This window comes from Ruegeria atlantica, from assembly GCF_001458195.1.
Lineage (GTDB): Bacteria > Pseudomonadota > Alphaproteobacteria > Rhodobacterales > Rhodobacteraceae > Ruegeria > Ruegeria atlantica.
In genome coordinates this window covers 64166-87061 of sequence record NZ_CYPU01000072.1, presented here as the reverse complement: position 1 = coordinate 87061, position 22896 = coordinate 64166, and the positions used below count along the sequence as shown (strand labels likewise).

The 22896-nt window shown below is 58.3% G+C and carries 21 protein-coding genes; 13 read left to right on the top strand and 8 right to left on the bottom strand.

The genetic code is table 11. The features are described 5' to 3' along the window. Window positions 1–88: 88 nt before the first annotated feature. Window positions 89–718, bottom strand: coding sequence for a glutathione S-transferase family protein (locus RUA4292_RS21420; RefSeq protein ID WP_058279442.1), 630 nt, complete (start codon window positions 716–718; stop codon window positions 89–91). A 17-nt stretch (window positions 719–735) separates the two neighbouring features. Then, entirely contained in the window at window positions 736–1233 is a 498-nt protein-coding gene (locus RUA4292_RS21415; protein WP_082637217.1) for a class I SAM-dependent methyltransferase, read from the bottom strand. Between the two features lie 233 nt (window positions 1234–1466). Here RUA4292_RS21415 and RUA4292_RS21410 point away from each other — a divergent pair, with 233 nt between their 5' ends. From RUA4292_RS21410 to RUA4292_RS21390, 5 genes are read left to right on the top strand one after another with little or no spacing between them, the layout of a single operon-like run. Beyond that, on the top strand, window positions 1467–3239 hold the full coding sequence (locus RUA4292_RS21410; RefSeq protein ID WP_058279441.1) for an ABC transporter ATP-binding protein: 1773 nt from the start codon (window positions 1467–1469) through the stop codon (window positions 3237–3239). Continuing rightward, the gene (locus tag RUA4292_RS21405; RefSeq protein WP_058279440.1) at window positions 3232–5142 is read left to right on the top strand and encodes an ABC transporter substrate-binding protein; all 1911 of its coding nucleotides are present in this window, start codon (window positions 3232–3234) and stop codon (window positions 5140–5142) included. The genes RUA4292_RS21410 and RUA4292_RS21405 overlap by 8 nt, the downstream gene beginning before the upstream one ends. Before the next feature lie 14 nt (window positions 5143–5156). Next, complete coding sequence (locus RUA4292_RS21400) at window positions 5157–6185, top strand: ABC transporter permease (protein WP_058279439.1); 1029 nt, start codon at window positions 5157–5159, stop codon at window positions 6183–6185. Further along, the gene (locus RUA4292_RS21395; protein WP_058279438.1) at window positions 6182–7336 is read left to right on the top strand and encodes an ABC transporter permease; all 1155 of its coding nucleotides are present in this window, start codon (window positions 6182–6184) and stop codon (window positions 7334–7336) included. Before RUA4292_RS21400 ends, RUA4292_RS21395 begins: the two co-directional genes overlap by 4 nt. Then, a complete protein-coding gene (locus RUA4292_RS21390; RefSeq protein ID WP_058279437.1) occupies window positions 7333–8688 on the top strand; it encodes a CoA transferase in 1356 nt (451 codons plus the stop codon). Before RUA4292_RS21395 ends, RUA4292_RS21390 begins: the two co-directional genes overlap by 4 nt. A gap of 88 nt (window positions 8689–8776) precedes the next feature. On the opposite strand, the gene RUA4292_RS21385 is transcribed toward RUA4292_RS21390, so the two are convergent. Further along, a complete protein-coding gene (locus RUA4292_RS21385) occupies window positions 8777–11152 on the bottom strand; it encodes a mechanosensitive ion channel domain-containing protein (RefSeq protein ID WP_058279436.1) in 2376 nt (791 codons plus the stop codon). Window positions 11153–11508: 356 nt separating this feature from the next. Here RUA4292_RS21385 and RUA4292_RS21380 point away from each other — a divergent pair, with 356 nt between their 5' ends. The 7 genes from RUA4292_RS21380 to RUA4292_RS21350 are packed head-to-tail and all read left to right on the top strand — an operon-like array spanning window position 11509 to window position 18006. Continuing rightward, window positions 11509–12723, top strand: coding sequence for a glycosyltransferase family protein (locus RUA4292_RS21380; protein WP_082637216.1), 1215 nt, complete (start codon window positions 11509–11511; stop codon window positions 12721–12723). Continuing rightward, entirely contained in the window at window positions 12720–13967 is a 1248-nt protein-coding gene (locus RUA4292_RS21375; protein WP_058279435.1) for a glycosyltransferase family 4 protein, read from the top strand. The genes RUA4292_RS21380 and RUA4292_RS21375 overlap by 4 nt, the downstream gene beginning before the upstream one ends. Beyond that, window positions 13967–15043, top strand: a complete 1077-nt coding sequence (locus tag RUA4292_RS21370; RefSeq protein ID WP_058279434.1) for a glycosyltransferase family 4 protein — start codon at window positions 13967–13969, stop codon at window positions 15041–15043. Before RUA4292_RS21375 ends, RUA4292_RS21370 begins: the two co-directional genes overlap by 1 nt. Continuing rightward, window positions 15040–15624, top strand: coding sequence for a histidine phosphatase family protein (locus tag RUA4292_RS21365; protein ID WP_058279433.1), 585 nt, complete (start codon window positions 15040–15042; stop codon window positions 15622–15624). Before RUA4292_RS21370 ends, RUA4292_RS21365 begins: the two co-directional genes overlap by 4 nt. Next, window positions 15621–16763, top strand: a complete 1143-nt coding sequence (locus RUA4292_RS21360; RefSeq protein WP_058279432.1) for a glycosyltransferase family protein — start codon at window positions 15621–15623, stop codon at window positions 16761–16763. The genes RUA4292_RS21365 and RUA4292_RS21360 overlap by 4 nt, the downstream gene beginning before the upstream one ends. Further along, window positions 16760–17515: a polysaccharide deacetylase family protein gene (locus RUA4292_RS21355; protein ID WP_058279431.1), complete on the top strand. Its 756-nt coding sequence runs from the start codon at window positions 16760–16762 to the stop codon at window positions 17513–17515. The genes RUA4292_RS21360 and RUA4292_RS21355 overlap by 4 nt, the downstream gene beginning before the upstream one ends. A 14-nt stretch (window positions 17516–17529) precedes the next feature. Beyond that, a complete protein-coding gene (locus tag RUA4292_RS21350) occupies window positions 17530–18006 on the top strand; it encodes a class I SAM-dependent methyltransferase (protein ID WP_058279430.1) in 477 nt (158 codons plus the stop codon). Here RUA4292_RS21350 and RUA4292_RS21345 read toward each other — a convergent pair whose 3' ends face one another. Then, on the bottom strand, window positions 18007–19146 hold the full coding sequence (locus RUA4292_RS21345; protein ID WP_058279429.1) for an alpha-D-ribose 1-methylphosphonate 5-triphosphate diphosphatase: 1140 nt from the start codon (window positions 19144–19146) through the stop codon (window positions 18007–18009). Window positions 19147–19198: 52 nt separating this feature from the next. On the opposite strand from RUA4292_RS21345, the gene RUA4292_RS21340 reads away from it, so the two are divergent. Next, complete coding sequence (locus RUA4292_RS21340) at window positions 19199–19882, top strand: DUF1045 domain-containing protein (RefSeq protein WP_058279428.1); 684 nt, start codon at window positions 19199–19201, stop codon at window positions 19880–19882. Here RUA4292_RS21340 and RUA4292_RS21335 read toward each other — a convergent pair. The 4 genes from RUA4292_RS21335 to RUA4292_RS21320 are packed head-to-tail and all read right to left on the bottom strand — an operon-like array spanning window position 19864 to window position 22744. Beyond that, window positions 19864–20412 carry a ribose 1,5-bisphosphate phosphokinase PhnN gene (locus RUA4292_RS21335; protein WP_058279427.1) on the bottom strand — a complete coding sequence of 183 codons (549 nt, stop codon included), beginning with the start codon at window positions 20410–20412 and terminating at the stop codon, window positions 19864–19866. The two genes, RUA4292_RS21340 and RUA4292_RS21335, sit on opposite strands and share 19 nt — an antisense overlap. Further along, a complete protein-coding gene (gene phnL / locus RUA4292_RS21330; protein ID WP_058279426.1) occupies window positions 20409–21092 on the bottom strand; it encodes a phosphonate C-P lyase system protein PhnL in 684 nt (227 codons plus the stop codon). The genes RUA4292_RS21335 and phnL overlap by 4 nt, the downstream gene beginning before the upstream one ends. Window positions 21093–21116: 24 nt before the next feature. Next, window positions 21117–21887: a phosphonate C-P lyase system protein PhnK gene (gene phnK / locus RUA4292_RS21325; protein WP_058279425.1), complete on the bottom strand. Its 771-nt coding sequence runs from the start codon at window positions 21885–21887 to the stop codon at window positions 21117–21119. After that, window positions 21884–22744 (bottom strand): alpha-D-ribose 1-methylphosphonate 5-phosphate C-P-lyase PhnJ, encoded by an 861-nt coding sequence (locus RUA4292_RS21320; RefSeq protein ID WP_058279424.1) that lies wholly within the window; start codon window positions 22742–22744, stop codon window positions 21884–21886. Before RUA4292_RS21320 ends, phnK begins: the two co-directional genes overlap by 4 nt. Window positions 22745–22896: the final 152 nt, after the last annotated feature.

The following is a 22896-nucleotide window of genomic DNA, read 5'->3' as shown; positions in this document are numbered from 1 at the left end:
GAGGGACGCTAGAGGTACTGTTCACATCTGTCTAGACATTTCTGTACAGTTCTGCGCGTACCAAGAAACCGCCTTGGAGCGGCAGTTTTCAAAGTTGTGCGCTGGGACGGGAAGCGACCTTATCAAACCACGCCAAAGTGGCTGTGTTTTCTTGTGGAATCCGCTTTTTGATCACGCGGGCAAAGTCGACGAAGACAAAGGTGGAAATGTCAGCCAGAGTGAAATCTGAACCTGCGATAAACGCGCTTTCGCTCAGTCGCTGTTCCAGAAGCGAAAAGAAATGGTCAACGCGCGTTGACCCGCGCTGCGCCAGTTCCGGGATTTGCGGGTGATTCACCGGGCCCGGAATCGCCCTGTCGGCAAAGGCTGGATGGGTATTGCGCAACGCCTCAGCTACAGGCATGCCGCCCTGTTGTTCGACAATGCTGTTCCACATCAGAACCTGCCCCTTTTCATCTGGAGTGCGGCCCATCAAAGGTGGCTCAGGAAACCGCGCCTCAAAATAGGCGGCGATCCCGAGATTCTCGGTTAGCGTGCTGCCCTCATCCGTCACCAGCACCGGAACCGTTGCATTGGGGTTCACCGCGCGAAAGTCGTCACTGAGTTGTTCACCTTTGCCGATCGAAATTTCTCGGGTTTCGATATCCAAACCCTTTTCAGCAATGAACATGCGCGCGCGCCGCGGGTTGGGGGCCGTGGAACAATCATAAAAAAGCATCAGATTCTCCCACCCTGTCAGCGGCGATAAATGAAACAGCGCCCCTCGACGGCCCCTTCAGGAAGGGAAACTTCGGTCAAGGTATCGAAATACATCCGGTCGCTGGACACCATCAAACCACCCTCGGCCAATAGCGGCTCGATCAATGGTGAGACAAATCTGGCGAAGTCGTCGTTCTTTTTGCGGTTGTGACCGCCCAAGTCCGCGTGGATCAGACTGGCCGTGGCTCCGAACCGATCCACCGAGGCCGGTAGTGTTTCGCGCACGTCCCCCAAAATCACCCGATCTGCGGGCGGCGTGGAATCCGGATGCGACGCCACGGCTCGCTCAAACACATAAACAGGTCGATCTGAAATATACTGCACCATGTGATGATATGTGCGCCCGTTGCCCAACCCCAGTTCGAACACTGGCCCAGGCATTCCTTTGGTTTCAGAGATGGCGAAATCCAGACAGGAACGTTGGGACACCATACGGTCGATGAACAGATCCAGGCGGCTTTGGTTGTCGGGCACGGGGAAATCTCTCCTTGATATCTGTCAGCTCATGATTTGGGGCCGACACCGCATGTGATGACAAATCCTCAAGGATTTGTGTAGGTAAATTGGCCTAAGTTTCACATTTTCGCGACAATTCGGCCCAAGAACGGGTTTGACTACACAGGCACAACCGCGCGAGACTAAGTCAAAAAACACAGGGAGTTGAATACGCCGATGTCGAACCACGGACGAACGGGTGGAAAACCCGCATGACTGCGTTGTTGTCCGTCAGAGACCTCAGCATCGGTTTTGGTGCGGGCGACTCAGTTGTCAAAGGTGTCAACTTTGATGTCGAGGCCGGGCAGACATTGGCTCTGGTCGGTGAATCCGGGTCGGGAAAAACCATCTCGTGCCGGGCGGCCTTGCGCATTCTGCCACGTGCCGCGCAAATCCGCAGTGGCACGATTACCCTGAACGATTCGAAAGGCTTCGAGGATCTTACCAAGATCAGCGAGCGACAGATGCGTGACATTCGCGGCAATCGGATTTCGATGATTTTTCAGGAACCGATGCGATCGCTATCCCCGTTGCACAAGATCGGCAATCAGGTCAGCGAGGTTTTGTGGCTGCATCGGAGCGCGTCCGAGTCGCAAGCCCGCAAAGAGGTCCTGACCCAATTCGAACGCGTCGGCTTTCCTGATCCGCAGCGCGCCTATGATTCTTACCCGTTCGAGTTGTCGGGCGGCATGCGCCAGCGCGCCATGATTGCGATGGCCATGGTTTCCAAGCCAGAACTGCTGATCGCGGACGAGCCGACGACCGCGCTGGACGTAACGACACAGGCGCAAGTGCTTGGTCTGATCAAAGAACTACAGCGCGAGACAGGAATGGCCCTGATCCTTGTGACGCACGATCTTGGCGTGGTTGCCAATATGGCAGAACAGGTCGTTGTCATGCACAAGGGTCGCGTGATGGAGGCAGGGGCAGCCGCCCCGATCCTAAGCGCCCCGGCGCACCCCTACACACAACAATTGTTCAACGCGGCCCCTGCAATTCCCGACGAAGATTCGGTCGGGCTGCCTATGCCGGATGATGACCTCATTCTACAGATGAAGGGGGTGTCCAAGACCTACACTATGCGGTCCAGCAGGGGCTGGCAGGGGGACAAGCTGATCCATGCCTGCCGAGGTGTGGATCTGAAATTAGCCCGCGGCAAAACACTGGCAATCGTCGGCGAAAGTGGCTCGGGCAAAACAACGGCTGCGCGGATCGCCCTTGGCGCGGAACTGCCCGATCCGGGTGGCGAGGTTCTGTTTCGCACCTCGCCAGGCGAAGACCCGATCACTGTGCACCACATGAACCGCTCTCAGCGCACGGCCTTTCAACGCAAGGCGCAGATGGTGTTTCAGGACCCGTACAGCTCGCTCAGTCCGCGGATGCGCATTCAAGACGCGCTGACCGAGCCTTTGGAAATCCACTCCATTGGTTCGACCGCCGAACAGCGGGACAAGGCGGTCGAGATGCTGCAGCGTGTGGGACTGAATGGTGATATGCTCAAACGCTATCCACACGCCTTTTCAGGCGGACAGCGACAACGCCTGTCAATTGCGCGGGCGATGATGTTGGACCCGCAGCTGATTGTCTGTGACGAGCCGACATCGGCACTGGATGTATCGGTTCAGGAACAGATCCTGACTTTGCTGGAAAACCTGCAGGACCGGTTGAACCTGTCCTACCTGTTCATCTCTCACGACCTTGCGGTTGTGGCGCGCATTGCCGATGAAGTGGCCGTGATGCGCCGCGGTCTTGTCGTCGAACAGGCCCCGCCCGAGACGCTGTTTTATAACCCCCGACACCCTTACACCAAGGCGCTGATTGCCGCCCAACCAGAACCCGACATCAACCGGCCCATCGACCTTAAACTGGTTGCGTTGGGCGCCGGTTCACCAGACAGTTGGGATGACACCTTCCGATTTACGGACTCCGTGATACCCTCACTGGTAGAGATGGAGCCCGGCCATAAGGTACGATGCCATGTTTAAAACCACTCGCCCGCTCATTCTGGCTGCCACGTTGGTCGCCACTTTGGTCCTGCCCGCCACTGCAGGAACACCGGCCCCTCAGGAAAGCGAATTCTGGCAAGCCGAGGTCAGCTCCGGGAACCTGCCGCCGGTCGCAGAGCGCCTGCCAGCCGAGCCTCTGATCGTGGACCTGGCAGCCAAAGGCCGCGAGTTTGGTGCCCCCGGTGGTACCCTGCGCACCATGGTGACCCGTTCAAAAGACATCCGCCAGATGGTCGTTTACGGGTATGCGCGATTGGTTGGGTTTGACGAAAACTACGAAATCGTCCCTGATCTGCTGGAGTCCTATGAAAACGAAGGTAATCGAAAGTTCACACTGCATCTGCGTTACGGGCACAAGTGGTCCGATGGATCGCCGTTCACATCCGAAGACTTTCGTTATTGGTGGGAAGACGTTGCCAACAATGAAATGCTCAGCCCGTCTGGCCCACCTGACTTCCTGATTGTTGAAGGAAAAACGCCAACCGTGACCTTCCCGGACGAGACTACTATTGTCTTCGAGTGGGAAGACCCAAATCCTGATTTCCTGCAATCGCTGGCCCAAGCGCGCCCGCCGTTCATTTACCGACCGTCTGAATTCCTCAAACAGTATCACGAGAAATTCGCAGACGCTGAAGACCTCGCCTTTCAGGTCGAAGACGCACGGGTTAAAAGCTGGGCAGCGCTGCACAACAAGCTGGACAACCTCTACAAGTTCGACAATCACGAACTCCCGACGCTGCAGCCTTGGCTGAATGCAAGTTCGGGCAAGAAGATCCGCCACAATTTCGTTCGCAACCCATATTATCACCGCATCGATTCCAACGGCGTTCAGTTGCCCTATATCGACATCGTCGAGATGGAAATCGTCGCTGCTGGCTTGGTCGCGGCCAAGACCAATGCTGGCGAAACTGATCTGCAGGGGCGCGGTCTGGCGTTTCGCGATGCATCTATCTTGAAAAAGGGCGAAGCCGGTGGAGACTACAAAACTCTGCTGTGGAAGACCGGTGTCGCATCGCAAATCGCGATCTACCCGAACCTGAACTACTCGGATGAAGTTTGGCGCGACGTTCTGCGCGATGTGCGTGTTCGGCGGGCGCTGTCCCTGGCAATCGACCGCAAAACCATCAATCAAGCGCTCTATTTCAAGCTGGCCCATCCCGGTGCGATGTCCGTTTTACCCGCGTCTCCGTTCTATGACGAGGAAAACGCAAAAGCCTGGGCGCAGTATGACGTTGAGATGGCCAACGCCCTCCTGGACGAAGCCGGCCTGGCCGAGCGCGATAAAAACGGCACTCGCCTGCTGCCGGATGGGCGCCCGATGGAACTTATCATCGAAACCGCAGGAGAGCGGCAAGAGGTTGAGAACGCGCTTCAGATCGTCACGGATACGTGGCGCGAAATTGGTGTGGACCTGATCATGCGCCCACTGGACCGGGACATTCTGCGCAACCGCGTTTTTGCTGGCAACACCATGGCCTCAGTTTGGTTTGGCTGGGATGACGGTATCCCGCAGGCGCACACTTCCCCTGCTTATTTGGCACCTACGGATCAGGTGTTTCTGGCCTGGCCCAAATGGGGACAATTTTACCAAACCGGCGGCGATGTTGGTGAAGCGCCTGACATGCCCGAGGCTGAACGTCTAATGCAGCTGGCGCATGATTGGGAGGTTGCTACCACCGACGAAGAGCGTTCGGCAGTCTGGTCAGAAATGCTGAACATCCACGCTGATCAGCTTTTTGCCATCGGAATTCTGAACGGCGCACCGCAGCCCATCGTAGTGTCCAACCGTCTGCGCAACGTGCCCGAGCAAGGCATGTGGGCGTGGGAGCCCGGCGCACATTTTGGCATTCACCGCCCCGACGAATTCTTTTTCGCCGACTAATCAGGAGCAGCTAAATGATAATGCTGCGCTATGCGGTGTATCGCTTTTTCACGATGCTGCTGACTTTGCTGGTGGTGTCGGTTCTGATCTTCGTGATCATCAACCTGCCCCCCGGCGATTATCTGAGCAATCAGATCGCGGAATTGCAGGCCTCGGGCCAATCTGCCGGGGTCGCCAAGGCTGAATTCCTGCGCGCGGAATACGCCCTGGATCGCCCCATATGGGAACAGTACCTAGTCTGGATGGGCTTCTGGCCTGGGCCGCACGGGTTTGAGGGCCTTCTTCAGGGCAATTACGGCTGGTCTTTTGAATTCGACCGCCCCGTAGCTGAGATCGTTGGCGATACCCTATGGCTGACTGTTGTGGTCAACCTGGCCGCTATCCTGTTCGTTTATGCCGTTGCCCTGCCGCTGGGCGTCCTCGCCGCAGCAAAATCGCGAACCTGGATTGACTATACGTCGGCCTTTGTTGGCTATCTTGGTTTGGCGACGCCCAACTTCCTGCTGGCACTGATCCTGTTCTATTACGGACACCGCTACTTCAACCTGCCCATCGGCGGCCTGATGGACCCATCCTTCGAAGGTCAGCCGATGAGCTGGGAAAAGCTGAAGTCCATTCTTGTCCACCTGATCGTGCCGACTTTCGTCATTGGCACATCTGGCGCCTCTGCCATGATGCAGCGCCTGCGTGCGAACATGCTGGATGAACTGGGCAAACCTTATGTGGAAACGGCCATTGCCAAGGGTATGGCACCATCGCGAATGCTGACAAAGTACCCGCTGCGCGTGGCGTTCAACCCATTTGTTGCAGATATCGGGAACTTGCTGCCGTCGATGGTATCCGGGTCGGTACTGGTCTCGGTCGTGCTTGGTCTGCAAACCATCGGCCCGACCTTGCTGACCGCACTCAAAACCCAGGACCAATTTCTGTCTGCCTTCATTCTGATGTTTGTGGCCTTGCTGACCCTGATCGGCACCATGATCTCTGATATCTTGCTGGTCATGCTGGACCCGCGCATTCGGTACGAGGGGCGTGAAGCGTGACCAAACACACCGACGGTCGCTTTGTCGACGATGCACCTTTCGACGCGGATGCCGCCCTGCAACAGTTAGAGCGCGCAGATCTGGACGCACCCAACTGGGTTCTGGTCTGGCGCAAGTTCAAAACCCATAAGCTGGGTTTGATTTCAGGCGTTTTCCTACTGTTCTGCTACCTGATGCTGCCCTTCGCTGGTTTCATCGCCCCCTATGGCCCGAATGAACGAAACGGCGAACACCTTTACGCCCCACCACAAAGCATCAATTGGTTCCACGATGGCTCCTTTATTGGCCCGTATGTCTATCCGATCGTGGCCGAAGCTGATCTTGAGACCTTTCAGTGGAAATTTGTGCCCGACACTGAAGACCCTCGCCCGATCCGCTTTTTCTGCGAGGGGACCGAGTACAGGCTTGCAGGTCTTGTGAAATCAGACACCCACCTGTTCTGCGCGCCAGAGGGCGCGACGCTGTTCCTATGGGGATCCGATCGTCTGGGCCGCGATGTTTTCAGCCGCATTCTATATGGCGCGCAGTTGTCGCTGACTGTCGGCCTGATCGGCATTTCGGTATCGTTCACCCTTGGCATCTTTTTTGGATCAATCGCCGGGTATTTCGGCGGCAAGATCGATTGGGTCATCAACCGCGTGATCGAGGTCTTGCGCTCGCTACCTGAACTGCCGCTCTGGCTTGCCCTATCGGCGGCGGTGCCCTCAAATTGGAGCCCGGTTGCTGTTTTCTTCATCATCTCGATCATCCTCGGGATTCTCGATTGGCCCGGCCTCGCCCGTTCGGTACGCGCGAAATTCTTGTCCCTCAGAGAAGAAGAATACGTCCGCGCCGCCGAGATGATGGGCGCAAGCTCTGGCCGTGTGATCCGCAAGCACCTGCTGCCGAACTTCATGTCTCACCTGATCGCCTCGGCCACGTTGTCGATACCGGCCATGATCCTTGGGGAAACCGCGCTCAGCTTCCTGGGTCTTGGTCTGCGGGCCCCGGCCGTCAGTTGGGGTGTAATGCTGAACGACGCGCAGAACCTGGCCTCGATCGAGATCTACCCCTGGACGGCAATCCCGATGCTGCCGATCATTGTTATCGTGCTGGCATTCAATTTCCTGGGTGACGGGCTGCGTGACAGTCTGGATCCATACCAGCAATGAGCTTGATTTCAGCCCTTCCTGCAACCGACGGATACCGCAAAACGGGCACCGGGGCTTGGTCCAGCGTCTACGCGGTATCTGAACTGGCGACGGCTACCTTTGGCGCGGTGGGTCAGGAACAGGCTCGTCTGATGACGGCGCTGAACCTGTCGCCCAGCGCGCCGAATGTGTCTGTGGATCACCGGTTGGCCTCGCTTTGGTATCAATACTCCTTCAAGCCCAATGGTTGGGAGATGCCTAGTCTCTGGGATGCGATAGCAGGCGACTACCAGACTGCGGATGGCTGGATCAGGCTGCACACCAACCTGCCCCGCCACCGGACGGCGGCACTTAAGGTTCTCGAGGTCAAAGCAAATCGGGACGCGGTCTCTCAAGCGGTCCGGCGATGGTCCGCCAGCGAGCTGGAATCGGCAATCGTGGCCCAGGGTGGCGTTTCCGCAGCCATGCGCAGCCGGGCAGTGTGGTTAGAGCATCCGCAAGGTCGGGCCGTGTCCCGCGATCCACTGATCGGTTGGCACAGCCCGCGACAGATCAAACTGCGAGATCGATCCGAGGCCACGGCTGAGCGGCCTTTGGCAGGGTTGCGCGTCCTCGACCTGACGCGCGTGCTGGCTGGGCCGGTTTCAACGCGAACCCTCGCCGGTTTTGGTGCTGACGTTCTGCGTGTCGACCCGCCCGGTTGGGACGAGCCCGGTGTCATACCCGACATCTCATTGGGTAAATCCTGCACTTACCTCGATCTGAAATCGCCCTCAGGTTTGGAAAAGCTGCAAGAGTTGTTGTCTCAGGCTGATGTGTTCGTCCACGGGTATCGCCCCGGTGCTTTGGATGCGCTCGGCCTGACCAGGGCCAAGCGCGATGAATTGGCCCCAAACCGGGTCGAAGTCACATTAGACGCTTATGGCTGGCAAGGCCCATGGGCCGCGCGGCGCGGGTTCGACAGCCTCGTTCAGATGAGTGCGGGTATAGCGGATGCAGGCCGTGACTGGGCAAATGCGGATAAACCAACACCATTGCCGGTTCAGGCGCTGGATCATGCAACCGGCTATCTGATGGCCGCCGCTGTGCTATCCGCCTTGGCCGAGGCCGCCGCGGGGAACGCGATCATGCTGGGTCAGCTCTCTCTCGCACGCACGGCCGAGTTGTTGGCCATTCTCGGCAAGTCCGACACGAAAGAGGTCATCACCGGTGCCAGTCCGTCAGACTACAGCCAAGCTCTCGAAGAATCAGGCTGGGGCTCCGGTCACCGCCTGAAACCCGGTCTGACCGTTGGCGACGCCAAGATGTTCTGGGACAAGCCTGCATTTAAACTAGGCACGTCGGCGCCGGTCTGGGCCACGGCCATCACCTGAGCCAACCGCCGCGCGGTACGCGCGGCCCGGCTCAACGCGTTGGGTGACGTCTCGCCAGAGACGTCACCCAAAGTGGCGGGAGACCCCCTCAGCGATCGTCCCCACCCGGACCGATATCGTCCAGATAATCCTCGTCAATCGCCGCCTGCACCGCACCCGTCACAGCTTCGCGCTGTTTGGGTGTCAGATCCTCGGGGTCCTTACCCTCGGCCAGGCGCACGGTGACCTCACGGTGTGCGAACTTGATGCCTTCGCGGGCGAACAATTCGCGGATGTCCTGATAGACTTTCTTGCGCACCAACCATTGATCCCCCGGCTTGGTCATGAACTTGACCCGAATGATCATCGCAGAGTCCTGCATTTCAATCACACCCTGCGACTTCAGCGGTTGGATAAAGTTGTCGCCGATCACCGGGTCGCTCAACAACTCTTGGCCCAACTTCTTGATCAGCTTGCGCACCTTCTCGACGTCGGTGTCATACGTCACCCGTAACGGCAGTTTCATGATCACCCAGTCGCGGGAATAGTTGGTCAGAACCTTGATCTCACCAAAGGGGATAGTGTTCAGCGCGCCCAGATGGTGACGCAGCTGGAACGACCGGACCGAGATCTTTTCGACCGTTCCCTTCACGTCACCGATGTCGATGTATTCACCCTTGCGGAACGCGTCATCCATCAGGAAGAACGCACCCGAAAAGATATCGCGGACCAATGTCTGCGACCCAAAGCCCACGGCCAGGCCCACGACACCAGCACCCGCGAATAGCGGACTGACATTGATACCCAATTCCATCAGGGCAATCAGCGCAATGGTCACAACAACTACGGCCAGAATGGCCCCGCGGAACAAGGGCAACAGTGTTGCAAGGCGGCTTTGCCCACCTTCTCCGCCTTCATCGCCCAGCTCAGCCTCACCACCGCCGTCGTCAATCTCCTGCGCGATCTTCGAGTCGATCCCAATGCGGAAGAAATGGAACAGGATGTAACCCATGAAGAGGATCACCATCACGTCCAGGGCCCGCTCGATCGGCAGGTCCTCGCTCCAGCTGGCATCCGGATTCCAGATGACCACCAGCGCATATAGACCGACAACAAAAGCCAGAATACCGGCAACCCGCCGCGCCAGATCTTCGTAGGTCAGGATCGAGTGCTTGCGCATCTCGGCCTGCGGTGTTTCGATCGCTTCAACCTCGGCATCCGCCTCATCACCATCGGCATTCATCGCGTCCAGCTGGCTGTTGCGATTGAAATACCGTTCCAGAAGATAGTTCATGGCCCCATAGGCAACCACGACCGACATGAAGATGGCGTAGCTGCTGGCCACGATTGGGATCGAGTTTTGATTTTCCAGCACAAGGTCGACGGCCAGTTTGAACCAGCTGAACACCATGTACAGGATCAGCACCGGCGCCCATGCGACCGAGATCAGGCGCAGAATCCACGACACCTGATCCGGTGATCGCCCGCCGCGAATAGCGTTCGAAATGGCGCGAGCATTGAACAGGATCATCAGGACATTGCCGATCGCACCAAACATGGTCAGGCCGCCATAGACCAAGGCGTAGACGTTATAGTTCAGCCCAAAATCAGCTACCCAAGTGGCAAAAAGCACCACGGTAATGTCGTAGGTCGCCAGCGCCGAAGCCCAGAAATACAGGCGTTTTGCGTCACGATCCGAGAAAGGCGGCAAGCGATATTGGCTCAGATATGGCGATAGCACCATGCGCCACAGATCCGACACCGTACGCGACAGGAAGAAGGCGGTAAAAATTGCTGTGACCGTGAACTGGATCGAGATGTCCTCAGCCTCGCCGAAAAACACGAAACTGACGATAAGCGCCATCACCATGGCAAAAATCGTGGCGCCTATACCCATCAGGAACCGGAACACCAAAAACGGCATCTTCTCGCGATAACCTTGTGGATCTTCCTTGGATCGCGCGACGACGATTCGCTTTGCGATACGCTTGCCGTAGATTTCAATCGACAACCATCGTCCGATCAAAAGGAAGAGAACGTTCCAGAACAGGACCTCGACATAGGTCTGTATTCGGCCATCCGGGCTGGTCTGACGCAGGATGTATTGCACCTCGAAGATTGAATAAGGCAGCGCCTGAAGCCGTGAATTCATCGAGTCACGAAATCTCGAAAACCGCTCCTGCGCTTTCATAAGCTGCGAACCGTCGCCCATCGGATCCCCGGGTACAGCCTCGGGGGTGACACTGTTTTGCTGGCCGGAAGACACGATTTGCCCGGCGCTGTCGATGACGATCACACTGGCCCCGGCTTCGGTGGCGGAACGGATCGCCGTAGCCAGATCGCTTTCGCTGGCTGTTTCCGAGCTGCTGCCCCCGGCTGAGGGATACCCCGGTATCAGAGAGGTCTGCGCAACTGCACCGGTGACCAGCGCCAGAGTAAGGGACCAGATTACAAACGTTAATCCAGCCAGCAATGTTCGTGTCATCGGATATTTTTCCAGTTCGCCATTCGTAACACAGGTTATCGAAGCCCGGTGGCGGGTTCAAATATTCAACCCCCGCAGCCTCAACATCTTATCAAGCCGTGTTCCCCGCACCATGCTGTGAACAGAAGTGTTTGCAACCCGGAAAAAACTGAATATGACCAACCTGACGCTGTCATCATGACGGATGGGCAGGAAATTTGATATAGAACAGGGCGCAGATGCGAAACCCATGGCCAAAATCGAAACGAGCCGGTAACGACTGGTAGGATCAGTGATTTTGCACGCGGCTAAAAAAATATATACGATACGGGTGCAAGCGCGCGGAGTTGCACCAGAACACTGAATTGGGCAAAGGCATGAGCCTAGGAAGACAAAACGATACAACCGGCCGTGCGCCGCGCATCTTGTTCTACAGCCACGATACGTTCGGGTTGGGTCACTTGCGCCGATCCCGTGCACTGGCTGGTGCGATGACGCAGGCTGACCCATCGGCATCGGCGCTCATCCTGACCGGGTCACCCGTGGCAGGGCGTTTCACATTTCCGCGCCGGGTCGACCACGTGCGTTTGCCGGGTGTGACTAAACGTGCCGATGGATCTTATGCATCTCAGACAATTGGCATGGGCATCGAGGAAGTGACAGAGTTGCGGGCGGGTCTGATCCAGACGGCGGTTCAGCAATTCGATCCCGACGTTCTTATCGTCGACAAGGAACCAACCGGTTTCCGCAGCGAGCTGTTGCCCACCCTAGAAAATTTGCTGCGGTCCCGCCGCACCAAAATGGTCCTGGGCCTGCGTGACGTTTTGGATGAACCCGAAGTGTTGGCCGCCGAGTGGGGGCGGAAAGAAGCCATTGCAGCAACCGAAAGGTTCTACGACGAAATCTGGGTGTACGGGCTGCGCTCGATCTATGATCCGACCGAGGGCCTGCCGCTCAGCGCTGCCGCGCAGTCGCGTATCCATTGGACTGGTTATTTGCGCCGCGATCTCGGGCCGATAGGCGATCCGCCTGAACAACCCTACATCCTGATTACGCCGGGAGGCGGCGGTGACGGCAAAGCCATGGTGAACCAGGTTTTGTGCGCCTTTGAAAAAGACCCCAACCTGTCACCGCGCGCTGTCCTTGTCTACGGCCCCTTCCTGTCGGGCGAACTGCGGGACGATTTCGAAACCCGCGTTGCTGCGCTGAATGGTCGGGTCACGGCTGTTGGCTTTGAATCGCAGATCGAAACGCTGTTTGCCGGCGCTGCGGGTGTGGTCTGCATGGGCGGCTACAATACGTTCTGCGAGGTGCTCTCGTTCGACAAACGCGCCGTCATCGTTCCGCGCACGACACCTCGGCTGGAACAGTGGATCCGCGCCTCACGCGCCGAGGGTCTGGGACTTGTCAGAATGCTGGACGAAAACCGTGACGGGTTGACGGCGGACACGATGATTAAGGCTATTCGCAATCTGCCCGATCAGCCATTGCCTTCTCAGGCTATCCGCGACGGCCTGCTGGATGGTCTGGACTATGTCACAAGCCGCGTGGACGCGCTGCTTGATGGGGAACGGGAACGAGCCACCGGATGACGTCAGGAAAACCCAAGCTCGCGGTGCTGGTCAAAGGATGGCCGCGCCTTTCAGAGACGTTTATCGCACAGGAACTGGTCGCCTTGCAGGACGCGGGCCACAGTTTTGACATCTGGTCCCTGCGCCACCCGACCGACATCAAACGCCACCCGCTGCATGAGCGGTTTAAGGGGCAGGTCCACTACCTGCCCGAGTACCTGTACGAAGAACTTGATCGCGTCTGGGCCGCGCGCCACATCGCGCAGACCCTGCCCGGCTATACCGAGGCTTATAAGGTCTGGCGCTCTGATCTGCGGCGCGACCCGACACATAACCGCATCCGGCGTTTCGGGCAGGCCTGTGTTCTGGCCGCCGAGTTGCCCGAGGAAACGCAGGTGATGTATGCGCATTTCATGCACACGCCGTCGTCGGTCGCACGCTATGCCGCCATCATGCGCGGCCTGCCCTGGAGCTTTTCGGCACACGCCAAAGACATCTGGACGTCACCCGACTGGGAGAAAGCCGAAAAATTGCAGGTCAACACACATGGGGCCGCTTTTGGCGCAACCTGTACTGCAATCGGGGCCGAACACTTGCGCAGTTTGGCCGATGATCCGTCGCGGGTCGATCTGATCTATCATGGCTTGGACCTGAACCGTTTTCCCGACCCGCCGACCCGCGCAGCTCGGGCGCCGGACGGGCCGTTTCACATGCTCTCAGTCGGCCGTCTGGTCGAGAAAAAGGGCTTTGATCGCCTGATCGATGCGTTCGCCATGCTACCCAATTCTCTGGATTGGCACTGGACGCATATTGGTGGCGGTGCGCTTGGTGATGCGCTGCGCGAACGGGCTGAGGCCCAGGGTATCGCAGACCGGATCACCTGGAAGGGGGCCTGTGACCAGCCCGAAGTGATCGAGGCGATGCGCGGCTCTGATCTGTTCGTGCTGCCCAGCCGGATCGCGGCTGATGGAGATCGCGACGGGTTGCCAAATGTTCTGATGGAGGCTGCGTCGCAGCTGTTGCCGATCCTGTCGACGCCGGTTTCCGCCATTCCGGAATTCATAGAAACCGGGACGCATGGCGTTTTGTCCCACGACAACCCGGCCGCACTTGCCAGCGCGATCACCGAATTGGCCGCCGCTCCTGATCGAACTGCATCTATGGCCAACGCTGCCTATTCCCGCCTGATTGCCGAATTCCGCATGGACCCCGGTATTGCCCTGTTGTCCAAACGGCTCAGCGCATTGGGCGCGGGCAAAGACTGATGGCCCGCGTCGCCTTTTTCTCACCGATGAAATCTCCAAACAGCCCGGTGCCGTCGGGAGACAGGGAAATGGCGCGCAATCTGATCAGGGCGATCGGGGCGCAGGGCGATGAGGTCAATCTCGTCTCGGAATTGCGCATTTATGACAAAACGGGCGATCCGGCGGTTCAACAACGTCTCAGCTCTGACGCCGATGCCGAATCCCGGCGACTGGTTGCTGACATGCCTCACGACACGGATATATGGGTGACCTATCACAACTACTATAAGGCCCCCGATCTGCTGGGTCCTAAAGTGTGCGCCGCTCGGGGCATCCCTTATGCGCAATTGGAAAGCACCCGTGCGACCAGCAGGTTGCGCGGCCCATGGTCCGGCTTTGCGCAAGCCGCACATGATGCCTGCGACGCAGCGGACGTCATTTTTTACCACACGGCCAACGATTTGATCACGCTGGAACGTGAAAAGTTCGAGGATCAGCGCCTGGTCGAATTGCCGCCCTTTTTGCCAATCTCGAACCTGCCGCCCGCTTCCTCATGTGACGGGCCAATGCTGGCGGTGGGGATGATGCGGCATGGCGACAAACTGGCGTCGTACCAGCTGCTGGCGCAGGCCCTGTCGCATTTGAACGGGGATTGGGCTTTGGATATTGCAGGGGATGGACTAGCTCGGGCTGAGATCGAAGACCTAATGACACCATTTGGCTCTAAGGTCCGGTTTCTTGGGCAACTGGATCGTGACGCCTTGCAAAACATATATGCAAATGCGTCCATCTTAGTGTGGCCCGGCGTGAATGAGGCATATGGCATGATTTACCTTGAAGCGCAGGCCAGCGGAGTTCCGGTTGTTGCGCAGAACAGGCCCGGTGTCCGCGATGTTCTGGCGCCGGCCAACTACCCCGAGGTCGAAGCAGGACCTGAAGCGCTTGCCATTAGGCTACAGACGCTGATTGGCGACCCTCCCCTGCGCCGTTCGCTTGGCGCGACGGCACAAAAGTATGTGTCAAACCGCCACCTGATGCCCGCAGCAACCAAACGGTTCTGGCAGGCTGCGCGGCCTTTGATCGGAGGCACCGCATGAGCCAACTTGCTCTTTTGCGCCACGGCCACACCCATTGGAACCGCGCTGGCCGTATTCAGGGCCGCAGTGACATTCCGCTGGACGATGACGCGCGCACCGAACTGGCCGGATATGAATTGCCCGAGTCGTGGAACAAGGCAGCGCTCTGGTCCAGCCCCCTGCAGCGCGCTAGCGAAACCGCCGCATTGGTCGCGGGGCGGGAGCCCATGGTGTCCGAAGCCCTGACCGAGATGAACTGGGGCGATTGGGAAGGCAAGCGCGGCGTTGACCTGATTACAGACGCAGACAGCGGTTATCGCCATATCGAGGATTGGGGCTGGGACTATTGCCCGCCGAACGGCGAAAGTCCGGCGGAAGTGCGGGCGCGATTGCAACCCTGGCTGGGCGGTTTGCAAGGCGACACTGTCGCCGTGTGTCACATTGGGATCATGCGCGTCATTTTGGCCTCGGCCTGGGGATGGAACTTTGACGGCACTGCCCCGTTCAAGATCAAGCGCAACCGACTTTATGTCATTGATCTGGATGGTTTTCAGCCGCAACCCGAACCGGTTCGACTGCTGCGACAAGGCGCCTGCGAATGAAGGTCATGATTGTTGTCACCCACCTGTTGGGCACCGGGCACCTGAGCCGCGCGTTGACGCTGGGCCGGGCCTTTGTCGCGGATGGGCATGATACCTTCGTGGTCTCTGGTGGGATGCCTGCTCCTCAATTGGACACGACCGGAATGACGTTGTTGGGACTGCCCCCTTTGCGCTCGGATGGCACTGATTTCACCCGTCTTTTGACACAAGCCGGAACGGTGGCGGATGAGGGGTACTTCGCGGCGCGCAAGACTGCCCTGGTTGAAGCAATTCGCAGCTTTGCACCGGATGTTCTGATCACCGAGCTTTATCCGTTTGGCCGCCGGTCCCTAGCAGGTGAGTTTTCAGCCGCGCTGGAGGCCGCCCGTGACATACGCCCGCGCCCGGTAATTCTGGGGTCGATCCGTGACATTCTGGCACCGCCGTCAAAACCCTTAAAGGCAGAGCGGGCGGATAAGATCGTCGCAAAATACTACGACGGCATCCTTGTCCATTCGGACCAGAGCATTGTGCCGTTGAACGTCAGTTGGCCTGTGTCTGAGCAACTGGAGGGCCGCCTGTTTTACACGGGTTTCGTGGCTCCACTGGCCCCAACACCCCACAAGGATGCAACCGGGAAAGGCGAAGTGCTTGTAAGCGCAGGCGGAGGTTCGGTTGGGCAACCGATCTTTCACGCGGCCATCGAGGCCGCCCGAAAGATGTCCAACAGGCACTGGCGCCTGTTGATCGGCGGACAGGATGCAAATTCGCGCATTACCGAACTGCGGAAGCAAGTGGCGGATGCCCCTGTCACTTTGGAACCGGTGCGGCCCGATTTTCGGCAGATGCTGCCCCACGCGGCGGCTTCGGTCAGCATGTGTGGCTACAATACAGCATTGGATATTCTGCAGGCAGGAACCGCTGCCGTGTTTATCCCATTTGATGATGGCAATGAGGTCGAGCAGAGCCTCCGCGCCCGCACCCTGGCGGAAATGCCCGCCATTGATGTCATCCCAAGGAAAGATTTGAGCGGAGATCTGTTGGTCGAGGCCGTGGGCCGCGTGATTTCATCGGAACCTCGTCCGGTCTCAGATCAGGGGTTCGACGGCGCTGCGCAATCCGTACGCATCGCCAAGAGACTTTTGGAGCGCCGCGGATGAGTGTTGACTGGCGCAGTTTGACGGATGAGCTGGATATCTGGCGTCAACAAGGACTGGCACTGCCTTTGTGGTGGCGCGACGATGATGCGGTTTCCACAACGCCGCAGCTTGATCGCTTGACCGCGATGTCAGACCACCTTGGGGTGCCCGTTCATCTGGCGATCATCCCCCGCGATGCCCAAGATCTGCTGATCGAATATGTAACTTCCCATCCAAACCTAATCCCGGTCGTGCACGGTTGGGCTCATCAGAACCACGCACCACCGGATGAAAAGAAATCCGAGTTCCCCCTGCACCGGCCCATGGACGATATCACTGGGGATATCGGTTCAGGGATATCGCGGCTGCGCACCCTGTTTGCAGATCGATTGTGCCCGATGTTCGTGCCGCCATGGAACCGCATAGCGTCAGAAGTGGTGCAGGAATTGCCTGCAGCGGGGTATCGTATCTTATCGACCGCCACGCCACGGTCCAGCCCGCAGGCAGCGCCTGGATTGGCCCAGATCAACACGCATCTGGATCCAATCGACTGGCGCGGATCACGCGGGCTGGCCGACCCGGACATGTTGATCGCGAAAACCACTCAGCTGCTGCAAGATCGCCGCGAGGGTCGCGCAGACAACGCCGAGCCCTTTGGTATCTTGACCCACCATCTGGTTCATGATGAGGACATCTGGGCCTTTACCCACGACCTGCTGCACCGGCTGCTGAACGGGCCGGGCTTTGTCTGGTCAGCCTCCCAAGCCGATTGAAAACGGAGATCTGAATGAGCCGACTGGATTCCATGCTGCGCCGCCTGACCGCACAACGTGACGGTTTGAATTGGGCGGTAGATCAGATCTCGGGTATGGCAGGCGACGTGCTGGATATGGGCCTTGGAAACGGGCGCACATATGATCACCTGCGGGAAATTCTGCCGGATCGGAGGATCTGGGTCATGGACCGCGTGCTGCAGTGCCATCCGTCCAGCACACCGCCAGCAGAGGATTTTTTGCAGGGTGAGGCCGAGCCGATGCTGCAGAAGCTGGCAGAAGGTGGACCCAGGATCGCTTTCGGTCACTACGATTTCGGGCGAGGTGTCAAGGAAGAGGACGTCGCCGAAGCCGCGCGCCTCAGCCCACTGATTGCGCAGGTGATGGTGCCCGGTGGTCTGCTAATCTCGGGCCAACCTTTGGTTGGCTTTGAACAGATCAGCGGCCCGGACACCATCGCGCCGGACCGTTACTTGTTCTACAGGGCCTGATCAGGCCACGCGTCGTCCGTGCGACCAAACACCATTCAACACAGGGGTGCCTTCTCGCATCCGGAACCGGATGACGTCCGCCCGGGTGCCCGCCCGCAACTCACCACGATCATCCAGCCCAACGACCTCTGCCGGTGTCTTTGTCACGGTTTTCAAACCGCGGGCAAAATCACCCCACATCTCACCCAGTTTCACAGCGGACAGCAACAAAGCGGAGGGCACATAGTCCGAGGACAGTATGTCGAGATGGCCCAGCTGTGCCAGTTCATGCGCAGCGACATTTCCGGAATGCGACCCGCCCCGGATCACATTGGGTGCGCCCATCATCACCTTGATACCATGATCATGACAGGACTGCGCAGCCTCGACCGTAGTCGGGAACTCGGCAAGGGTGATCCCGTGACCGGCCGATACGCGCACCTGTTCGTCCGTCGTATCATCATGGCTGGCCAGCATCGCACCAAACCGTTTGGCCGCTTTTACCGTCTCAACCTCGTGCAGATCACCATTGCGGTCGCGCATCGCCTTGAGGTCGGCCACATGTTGCAGAAATCCATCGCCCTCAAGCCCCAGTTTGCCTTTCAGATACACTTCCAGTTTCGACAAATCGCGGAACTGCCGTTGTCCGGGCGTGTGGTCCATGAGTGAGACCAGACCAACACGGTCTTCGGGCCCAAATTCGTTTAATTCTTCGGCCAGGGTTTCCGAGCAGACTTCGGCCCGCAAATGCAGAAAATGGCTGATTTTCAGCGCATCCTGTTCCCGCAACTGCCACAGCTCACGCGACAGACCGCGCGCATATTTGACATAACGTTGCCCGGACGGGATCGAGCCTATCCGCATCGCGTCGAACACCGTCGTGATCCCGGTACTGGCCAGTTCGGCATCATGGGCCAGAATAGCGGCTGCATGAGGCCAGTCGACCTTGGGCCGCGGCTGGATGTGGCGCTCAAGGTTGTCCGTGTGAAGTTCGACCAGACCAGGGCAGACATAATCCCCTTCGCAGTCAATTGCGCCAGCGGGAACAGCCGGGCCGGTCGCGACCTCAGCAATCATATCCCCCGCAATCCGAATGCTGCCCACGACCGTCTCATCGGGAAGAATAAGCGTGGCATTGGCAAGTATCATTTCTTCTGTCATCTGAACTTCACAAGGTTTGAGCTATTGGAAAGGCCACGCATAGGAGGCCAATGTGACATTCACGCGATACGCGATCTATTTTGCGCCACCGGCTCAGGCCGAATGGACAAGCTTTGCGACCCAATGGTTGGGCTGGGACATGGAAGCCGGAACTGAAGTTGCGCATCCTGTCATTGACGGCGTGGACGTCGGAGCCGCGACCGATGTTCCGCGCAAATACGGTCTTCACGCGACGTTGAAGCCGCCGTTTCGCCTGAACAAGGGGCAATCTCTGATCGACTTGCAAGACGCCTGTGAACGGTTGGCCGGAACGCAACCGCCTGTCACGCTGGACGGGTTCGAGATCGCCCGGCTGGGTCGTTTTCTGGCCCTGCAGCCGGTAGGTAATACCGACGCGCTGAACGCGCTTGCAGCGGCTTGCGTCCGCGAGCCTGACAGCTTCCGCGCCCCCGCGCCCGCCGCGGAACTGGACCGCCGACGTGCCTCGGGACTGACGCCGGAACAGGACGCCAACCTGCTGCGTTGGGGTTACCCTTACGTGATGGACACGTTCCGCTTTCACATCACCCTCAGCGGAAAACTGGACAAACCCACGCTGAAAGCTGTTCAGGCAGCATTGGAGGACCATCTGGTTCCCCTGTTGCCCGCCCCATGTCAGATCAAGGATTTGGCGCTTATGGGCGAAGCAGAAGATGGGAGGTTTCATCTGATCCATCGCTACGCCCTCTCCGGGTGAAGCCCGGCAAGGATCGCATCAATCGTGACTTCCAGCGGCCCGGAATTATCAACTTCGATCACACGGTTCAGTCCGTCGGGCAAGGGCATACCAGCCCGTCCCAAACGACGCGCCTGATCAGAGGCGCTTTCCCGCCCGCGAACAGAAAGGCGCTGCGCCAGCACCGTAGAGTCCGCTGTCAGCGAAACCACGATCAGGTCGCCAAAAACTGCTTGCGCGTTCAACAAAACCGAACGGGACAGATTGACCAACAGCGCGTTAGCCGATTGCCGTTGGGCTTCAATCTCAATCGGGATGCCATAGTGCAGCCCATGCGCGCTCCAGTGCAACGCAAAGGCTCCATCCAGCACCATTTGCTCGAAGATTTCGGCCGACACCCGGTCGAAATCTTCGCCTTCTTCGCCTTCGGGGCGAGTAATCACCCGGCGAACCCGCAGGATACCTGGCGACCGCGCGACCAACTCCTCCATGACGCTGTCTTTGCCGACACCTGACGGACCAACTACGGCTATGACCGGCGCAAGACTCACGCGACCATCCCCGGGGTGAATTCAGACACGTTGATCTCGCGATCACAGACCCGGTTGCGCGCTTCGACATCGTGGAAGATGCCGACAATCGCCGCGCCGCGTTCTTTGGCCTCTTCGATCAAAGACAGCACCGTTTCGCGATTTTGCGCATCCAGTGAGGCCGTCGGTTCATCCAACAGCATTGCAGGGTAATCATGCGCAAATCCACGTGCGATGTTCACCCGCTGCTGCTCACCACCCGAAAAGGTGGTCGGGCTCAGGCTCCACAGTCTTTCGGGAATGTTCAACCGCCGCAACAAACCCGCCGCCTTGTCCAGTGCCGCTTGCTTGTCGCAGCCAACGGCCAACAGCGGCTCGGCCACCACCTCAAGCGTTGGAACCCTAGGGACCACACGCAAGAACTGACTGACATAGCCGAGCGTCTCGCGCCGCAAAGCCAGAATTTCGCGCGGTTCGGCCTTGGCGACGTCCAGACCACCGACAAGGACCCGGCCTGATGCGGCCAGATAATTTCCATAGACCACCCGCATCAGTGTTGATTTCCCTGCGCCTGAAGCCCCGGTCAGGGCGACGCATTCACCTGCGGCGACATTCAGAGATGCACCCTGCATCACCGGAATTACGGCACTACCCTGATTATGCAGGGTAAAGCTTTTGCTGACATTGATAAGCTCAATCATAGCACTTCATCTTTTTCCAATTACTCAAACCTGCAGAACGCTGGACACGAGCAACTGCGTGTAGGCATGTTGTGGATCGTCCAGAACCTGATCGGTCAATCCGGCCTCGACCACATGGCCGCTTTTCATCACCATCAGTCGATCCGCCAGCAGGCGTACGACGGCAAGGTCATGGGTGACGATGATCGCGCTCAACCCCATCTCACGCACCAAACCGCGCAGCAGATCCAGCAGACGCGCCTGAACGGAAACATCCAGTCCGCCCGTTGGTTCATCCATGAACACGAGGCGCGGCCCCGTGACCAGATTGCGGGCAATCTGCAACCGCTGCTGCATCCCGCCAGAAAAGGCCGACGGACGGTCATCCACACGAGATTTCTCAATCTCAACCCGGCCCAGCCAGTCGATCGCACGGTCCCGGATGTCGCCATAGTGACGATCCCCCACCGCCATCAGACGCTCACCAATATTGCCGCCAGCACTGACCGACATCCGCAGGCCATCGCGCGCATGCTGATGTACAAAGGCCCAGTCCGTACGGCTCAGCATCCGACGTTCCGGTTCGGACATGGTGACCGTATCCACTGGACCATCAGCGCGTGTGTCAAAAATCACCTGCCCCGCATCTGGTTCCAGATGACCGGCCATGCAATTCAACAGCGTCGACTTGCCCGATCCGCTTTCACCGACGATCCCCATCACCTCACCGGGGAAGAGATCAAAACTCACATCCGAGCACCCGATCCGCGCGCCATAGCGCTTTTCTATGCTTTTGACCTGCAACAAGGGGGTCATGCCGCATTCTCCTCGGCCAATCGGCCCTTGTGGCCCGCTTCGCGGCGTGACCGGCAATAATCAGTGTCCGAGCAGACGAACATCCGGTTGCCTGCATCATCCATGATCACTTCGTCGAGATAGCTATCCTCTGCCCCACAAAGATCGCATGGGTGATCGGCCTTGGTGGCCTCAAACGGGTAATCCTCGAAATCCAGACTGACGACCTTGGTATGCGGCGGAACCGCGTAAATCCGCTGTTCACGTCCCGCACCAAACAGCTGGATCGCGTCCATCTCAAGTTTTGGATTGTCGAATTTCGGGATCGGCGACGGATCCATCACGTAGCGGTCCGACACTTTCACCGGATAGGCATATGCGGTCGAAATCGCCCCGTGCTGGCTGATGTCCTCGTACAGCTTCACATGCATCAGCCCATATTCTTCGAGGCTGTGCATCTTGCGGGTCTCGGTCTCACGCGGTTCCAGAAAGCGCAGAGGTTCCGGGATCGGCACCTGATAAACGATGATCTGGTCCTTGCGCAGCTTCGCCTCGGGGATGCGGTGGCGGGTCTGGATGACCGTGGCCTTTTCGGTTTCCTCGGTCGTTTCCACACCTGCCGTGTTCTCAAAGAACTTGCGGATCGACACAGCATTGGTGGTGTCATCGGCACCCTGATCGATCACTTTAAACGTGTCCTCGGGCGTCAATGTAGCAGCTGAAACCTGCACTCCACCGGTGCCCCAGCCATATGGCATCGGCATTTCACGGCTGGCGAATGGCACCTGATAACCGGGCACAGCCAGACCTTTTAGAATGGCGCGCCGGATCATTCGCTTGGTTTGTTCGTCCAAATATGCGAAGTTATACTCATTCATTTTGATGTATCACTTTGTTTTTGGTGTTTTTGTGGACGTATTTCTGTTGGGCGCACTGTTATTGGCGCTATTGGTGTATCTTTTCTTTCACTCTCGTCATGCGAAGCGACGACGTCGTGCGCAAAAGTGGGATCCAAATGGCGAATGGAGTT

What these genes read in the sequence shown, in the direction of transcription:
- RUA4292_RS21420 (WP_058279442.1), bottom strand. Translation starts at nt 718, where the DNA reads ATGCTTTTTTATGATTGTTCCACGGCCCCCAACCCGCGGCGCGCGCGC.
- RUA4292_RS21410 (WP_058279441.1), top strand. Translation starts at nt 1,467, where the DNA reads ATGACTGCGTTGTTGTCCGTCAGAGACCTCAGCATCGGTTTTGGTGCG.
- RUA4292_RS21405 (WP_058279440.1), top strand. Translation starts at nt 3,232, where the DNA reads ATGTTTAAAACCACTCGCCCGCTCATTCTGGCTGCCACGTTGGTCGCC.
- RUA4292_RS21400 (WP_058279439.1), top strand. Translation starts at nt 5,157, where the DNA reads ATGATAATGCTGCGCTATGCGGTGTATCGCTTTTTCACGATGCTGCTG.
- RUA4292_RS21390 (WP_058279437.1), top strand. Translation starts at nt 7,333, where the DNA reads ATGAGCTTGATTTCAGCCCTTCCTGCAACCGACGGATACCGCAAAACG.
- RUA4292_RS21385 (WP_058279436.1), bottom strand. Translation starts at nt 11,152, where the DNA reads ATGACACGAACATTGCTGGCTGGATTAACGTTTGTAATCTGGTCCCTT.
- RUA4292_RS21380 (WP_082637216.1), top strand. Translation starts at nt 11,509, where the DNA reads ATGAGCCTAGGAAGACAAAACGATACAACCGGCCGTGCGCCGCGCATC.
- RUA4292_RS21375 (WP_058279435.1), top strand. Translation starts at nt 12,720, where the DNA reads ATGACGTCAGGAAAACCCAAGCTCGCGGTGCTGGTCAAAGGATGGCCG.
- RUA4292_RS21370 (WP_058279434.1), top strand. Translation starts at nt 13,967, where the DNA reads ATGGCCCGCGTCGCCTTTTTCTCACCGATGAAATCTCCAAACAGCCCG.
- RUA4292_RS21365 (WP_058279433.1), top strand. Translation starts at nt 15,040, where the DNA reads ATGAGCCAACTTGCTCTTTTGCGCCACGGCCACACCCATTGGAACCGC.
- RUA4292_RS21360 (WP_058279432.1), top strand. Translation starts at nt 15,621, where the DNA reads ATGAAGGTCATGATTGTTGTCACCCACCTGTTGGGCACCGGGCACCTG.
- RUA4292_RS21355 (WP_058279431.1), top strand. Translation starts at nt 16,760, where the DNA reads ATGAGTGTTGACTGGCGCAGTTTGACGGATGAGCTGGATATCTGGCGT.
- RUA4292_RS21350 (WP_058279430.1), top strand. Translation starts at nt 17,530, where the DNA reads ATGAGCCGACTGGATTCCATGCTGCGCCGCCTGACCGCACAACGTGAC.
- RUA4292_RS21345 (WP_058279429.1), bottom strand. Translation starts at nt 19,146, where the DNA reads ATGACAGAAGAAATGATACTTGCCAATGCCACGCTTATTCTTCCCGAT.
- phnL (WP_058279426.1), bottom strand. Translation starts at nt 21,092, where the DNA reads ATGATTGAGCTTATCAATGTCAGCAAAAGCTTTACCCTGCATAATCAG.
- phnK (WP_058279425.1), bottom strand. Translation starts at nt 21,887, where the DNA reads ATGACCCCCTTGTTGCAGGTCAAAAGCATAGAAAAGCGCTATGGCGCG.
- RUA4292_RS21320 (WP_058279424.1), bottom strand. Translation starts at nt 22,744, where the DNA reads ATGAATGAGTATAACTTCGCATATTTGGACGAACAAACCAAGCGAATG.